Here is a 5,093-nt window from a genome sequence, read left to right as displayed (position 1 = left end):
TTTGGGTGCTCACGTGCTGGAAGTCCAGGAGCATCGCGTGGGTCTGATCGGCCACGGCATCGATACGCTCCTGGGAGTCCGCCGCCTCCTTCTGGGTGGTGACGCGGGTGTCGATGGCGGCATCCAGGGGACCCGCCGCATCGGAGGCCGCGCCGAACGCCGCCAGCACCGCGCCCAAAACAAGCATCGTCAATCCAAGCATAGTCAAGTCAATGGCATTGTCGAATGGTTCCGTGTGAAACGTCTCGCGGCCGGCGCGCCGCCGGCCAATCGACGCAAAACGAAGCAGAACCCGCGTGCTGCGCCTATGCGACAGATTGTCGCGGGGAGTGCGCTAGAGCGTCCCAGATCCGAGCACAGGTGGTTACTGAGCTGGACCCCTAGCGGGGCTTAACCGCGCGGTCGGCGGGCCTGAGGCTTTGCGTTCAATGCCGCGGCGGCCCGGGCCAACGCGGAAATAGATCTACCGATAGGGTGATTCCAAGCTGATCAAGGATTCGATTGACCGTCTGATCGATTATGTCATTGAGTGACTGAGGATGCTGGTAGAATGCGGGGACCGGCGGCATGATGATACCTCCGATCTCGGCGACGCGAGCCATTAGTCGCAGGTGCCCCAAGTGTAACGGGGTCTCACGAACCACGAGCACCAGCGGTCGGCGCTCCTTAAGCATCACATCAGCAGCGCGGAGTAACAGGTTGTCGGACAGGGAATAGGCAACGCCCGCAAGCGTCCGGATGGAGCAAGGGACAATCACCATACCGTGGGTCTGGTAAGATCCGCTCGCAATATCGGCGGCAATGTCGTTTATCCGGTAGCTCACATCGGCAAGCGCGCGGATCGCGTCAATCTCAAATCTCGTCTCCAGCCTGATCGTCTGCCGTGCAGGGCCACTGACAACCAGGTGGGTCTCGAGATCGGGGACCTCACGCAGTATTTCGAGCATACGGATTCCGTATGTCACACCGCTGGCCCCGGAAATGCCAATGATTACTCGTCGTCGCATATATTAATCAAATCAACCGTCCTACAGTTGTTATTGAGAAGGTCCCGCTATAGGCCAGGCAAACACCGTGCGTTGAAATGATTCCTTCAATCGGAAGGGGACGGTACAATCGAAGACGGCCTTGGCGGTCAAGCCTGGGCCGGTGATAGTCGAAGAGTAAGCAGGATCCTGGCTTGGATCTAAGGGGAATCCTTGAACATTGCTTACCGTCATCAGATCCCTATCAACCTGAAAGCGGGTGGTCATGGCCCACCAAATATCCTCCTCACTGAACACATCAACATCATCATCGACAAGTACAATCTGCTTAATCATGCGAAAAACGCCGAAGACAGCTAAAGCAGCCTGCCGGACCACCCCATCGTCTTGCTCAGTTGCCTTGCGGAATTGGAGAAACAAGAGGAGATGACCCCCACCGGCGGAGCTACAATAAGCCTTCGTAACTCGCTTCGTTACGTGCTCGCGAAGAAAGTAAAGAATTGCCGCTTCCATACCGAAGCCCAGCAGGATAGATTGCTCATATCCAGGACCAATCACTGTCTGAAAAATTGCCTTGGAACGATGCGTAATCGCCTTGATTTTCACTACCGGAAGACCCGGATGGACTTTCCCGTTATAGCCAAGAAATTCGGGCAGCGAATAGGCTGCCGTCCTGCTCTCAGGAATGATGTCATGGGTTATCTCTCCTTCCAACACATACTCAGCGTGACTTATGCAATCTGCTTTGACCGTAAGACATGGGGAAATCTCGAAAGGACGCCCGCGCAAGCTGCTTGCTATATCAAGCTCATTGAATCCCAGAGGGGCGAGAGGATTGGGACAACAGGAAGCCATGTAAATTGCTGGATCGAGGCCAATATGAATAGCGATTGGCAGCGGTTTGCCAAGTGCCTTCGCCGATAAAAAGAAAGACTCCAGGTGTCGCCCTGGCACCATCCAAATCGTAAGTGTGTCCGGCCCTTGCACACATAAACGATGAACAGAGATGTTCCGACCACCTGTTACCGGATCTTTCGCCATAGACAGTCCCAACGAGATGTAAGGACCGGCGTCGCGAGGGGTCATCGTAGGAATCGGCAGGGCGGCCAAATCGACCCGCTCGGTATGAACGACTTCTTGAACAGGAGCATCCCTGGTCTCTAACGGTGACACAGGGGTGTGAGCGGCGTCTATCATTTTCTCCGCGACGCGATCGTGCGTGGTACCTATATAAGAGGCACAACGCTGGCGAGACCCGAACACGCCCACCACCGCAGGGCGATCGCAGGGCATTACTCGCTCAAAGAGCATGGCAGGACCCGAACGTGTTGGAGGGCGAACTGGAACACCGCCAGATCTTGGAGCATACAATGCCCCCAACTCACAGCGCGCCTCGACAGGGGTGGAGACGATTTCCAACCCATTATCCTGACTGCTCAGGAATTCGAGCGCTGTCCGTAGATCTTTGATCCGGGTACTCTCCATGCTTCTTTTCCCCCCCTGGCCCCAATTCGACTTTGGACCGAGGTATCTGTAAAGCGTTGGAACATGGAACGCGCTGAACTTGTCCCGCTCGATTCAAGTGACTTTGGACACTAGGCTTGTTGCTATCAATAACAGCCACGGAGACAATTGTGTCGGAACGGCCACCAGCACTATAACGCATCAAGCGGCGGCGCGCAACCGTTGCTGAACGTCGTAGCCTCGTGAACCCTGAAGTCCGCGGTACCAGTAGTGTCAGGTGACGAGGCCGGCTCCGAGCATCGTTCGAACATGACCAGGGCGGCAACGGCTACCATTGCGTTGCAGCCTCGAGGCTCCGCTCCTGCGCCAGATCACCACGAACGGTCTGCCAGCCATCCCTAAACAAACGAGGATGGTGCAACAGTAGGTGGGCAACACACTGCTCGTAGGGAAACTCCTCGAAGGTGCCATGATGACGAATGAATTCAATGTAGCGATTGCCTTTCTTATCATAGGGCTGCAGCGTCGCGTCTGTGGTCCCGTCGAAATCCAGCGGATCGACGCCGAACAGGTGGCAAAGCTTGCGGTTGAAAACCGGTGTGCTTTTGACCCATCGTCCATTGAGGTAGATCTCGGCATAGGCGTGGTAATGAAACACATCCCCGCCGACCAGCTTCCTTAACGATGCGGTGCTGATGTGATTTCGTACATCGGTAAATGCGAGCCGGGTTGGAATTCCCAAATACCTCGCGGCCGCGGCGAATACGATAGACTTGTGTATGCAAAAGCCAACGCCTTTTTTTATTATGGAGCTGGCCTTCATGCCGGCACGCGACAGGTCTATGTCGTATACGTCGTAGTCGATGCCATCGCGCACGGCGTAGAACAATTTTATGGCCTGCTTGACCGGATCCCGCTCTGAACCGACTATCTGCGCGGTAAAGTCCCGGACGGTGGTCGTATCACTGTCTAGAAACTCGGTGGCGAATAATGACCGTGCTGTTTGGAACGTCAACATAGGAGTCTCCTGGGACATGAATATTGATTTGACCTTAACGCTGGCGCTAACGGCTAGGCAACGCTTTCCGTTTTCACGTGATGTGAGTGCGAACTCGCTGCCCCAGCGAGTCGCAGAACGAGATCATCCAAAGACGGGGCAATCCGCTCGGGAGTCGCGACGTTGTCTTGCACCAACGCCGTGGCGGCGCTACCGATGATCAGTGCGTCCGCGCCCGTTCGCCGCAGTGTGGAGATGTCCTCGGCCGTCTTTACGCCAAAACCGACGGCGAGAGGCTTCTCCATTTCTGCACGGATATTGCCCAACTGATCGAGTAGAAGAGCGTCGAAAGTCACTTTCTGGCCGGTCCGTCCAAACCGCGATACCACATATATAAAGCCCTCGCCTTCTTGATACGCCGCCTTGCGTACTCTCTCCTCCGAGCCGACAAAGAAGCTCATAATCCGGCCCAGCCCGAGCTTGGCGGATTGGTCTACATAGTCGTGTCTTCGAGCTTGAGGCAGGCAATGGATCAGGGTGGCATGTGTTCCCGCCGAGAAACATGCCTGTAGAAAACGCTCCAAGCCCAGTGGCTTGACCGTATACCCGTAATCGGCGAGCAAAACGATCTTAAGTCCGAGCTCGCGCCGCGCTCGGGTCACTAGTTCCAGAACTGTGGACAGGGTGATCCCTTTCGACAGAGCGCGTTGATGAGATGCTTTAATCAACGACCCATCGGTGAGCGACTTGGGAAAGGGTACACACAGCTCGACCGTGGTTACTCTATGCTTGTCGAGGACGCGCAGCATGTCGAAGGTAACTTCGGGACACGGATCACCCGCATTCACGAAGAAAACCAACTCCATCTTAGCGTCACGTCGACACCTAAGGAACGCCTGTTCGAGCTCCCAACCTCGCATCGCTCCCCCCCCACTAACCGTCACTTGCCCGGGCTGCGGTCACGATAGCATGCACCCTTTGCATGTCGATTCTAGAGGAAACGCGTGATCCTGAATCGATGTCAACCCCACGTAGCGGAACGCTGGAGCGAAGCGATCTAATTGCAGCGTCGTCTATTCCGCCTGCCAGAAACAAACGCTCTGTGCCGAGGACATGGGTGACTTCCGCAACAGCTAAGGGCGGAACGCACTCACCGGTACTGCCCGGCTGTTGCCGGGAGACAAAGCTGTCGACGATAAATGCGTCAGCCCCGCACCCCGCGTACTGGCGCAGCAGTGGCTTTTCCAGGCACTTGCCCCTCTGAACGTGCAGGACCTTAAACAGCTCTATACCGTCGTCCAGTCGACGTTTGATCGATTGAACCTGTTTGGGCAGATGGAAGCCATGAAGCTGAACGCCCGATATCCCTGATCCCTGAATAAACTTGGCAATCACATCAGGATCGTTCTCCATGGTTACTCCCACCCGGCGAACGTGGCGGAGTGGCATCCGAGCGAGATCCAAGAAGCGTTCTCTGTCCAACGAATACTTGCCACCCGGGATGTTGAACCATAGTCCTGCGTCATAGGTTATGTAGTTAAGGAGTGCCGAATATTGGCTCGAGACCGAGCTGCAAGCGCCCGCGTTTCCGATCGCGCTTAGGGTGTGCGCGCTGGGCGTTGCCGGCGAGATAATCGATCCCCCGT

At 55.9% G+C, this 5,093-nt stretch carries 6 protein-coding genes; all 6 read right to left on the bottom strand.

Annotation, left to right across the window (positions count from 1 at the left end; all coding sequences use genetic code 11):
- Positions 1-187 (bottom strand): hypothetical protein (locus H0V34_14315; GenBank protein ID MBA2492803.1); only part of this gene is annotated, 187 nt, incomplete at its 3' end.
- A 238-nt stretch (positions 188-425) separates the two neighbouring features.
- Positions 426-1,007 (bottom strand): UbiX family flavin prenyltransferase, encoded by a 582-nt coding sequence (locus H0V34_14310; protein MBA2492802.1) that lies wholly within the window; start codon positions 1,005-1,007, stop codon positions 426-428.
- Positions 1,008-1,037: 30 nt separating this feature from the next.
- Positions 1,038-2,471: a UbiD family decarboxylase gene (locus H0V34_14305; GenBank protein MBA2492801.1), complete on the bottom strand. Its 1,434-nt coding sequence runs from the start codon at positions 2,469-2,471 to the stop codon at positions 1,038-1,040.
- 307 nt (positions 2,472-2,778) lie between these two features.
- Positions 2,779-3,468 carry a transglutaminase domain-containing protein gene (locus H0V34_14300; protein MBA2492800.1) on the bottom strand — a complete coding sequence of 230 codons (690 nt, stop codon included), beginning with the start codon at positions 3,466-3,468 and terminating at the stop codon, positions 2,779-2,781.
- 53 nt (positions 3,469-3,521) lie between these two features.
- A complete protein-coding gene (gene trpA, locus H0V34_14295; GenBank protein MBA2492799.1) occupies positions 3,522-4,313 on the bottom strand; it encodes a tryptophan synthase subunit alpha in 792 nt (263 codons plus the stop codon).
- 67 nt (positions 4,314-4,380) lie between these two features.
- A complete protein-coding gene (locus tag H0V34_14290) occupies positions 4,381-4,860 on the bottom strand; it encodes a hypothetical protein (GenBank protein ID MBA2492798.1) in 480 nt (159 codons plus the stop codon).
- Between the last annotated feature and the right edge of the window lie 233 nt (positions 4,861-5,093).

The sequence above is a fragment of the Gammaproteobacteria bacterium genome, from assembly GCA_013696315.1.
Lineage (GTDB): Bacteria > Pseudomonadota > Gammaproteobacteria > JACCYU01 > JACCYU01 > JACCYU01.
This window is presented reverse-complemented; position numbering and strand designations above follow the sequence as displayed.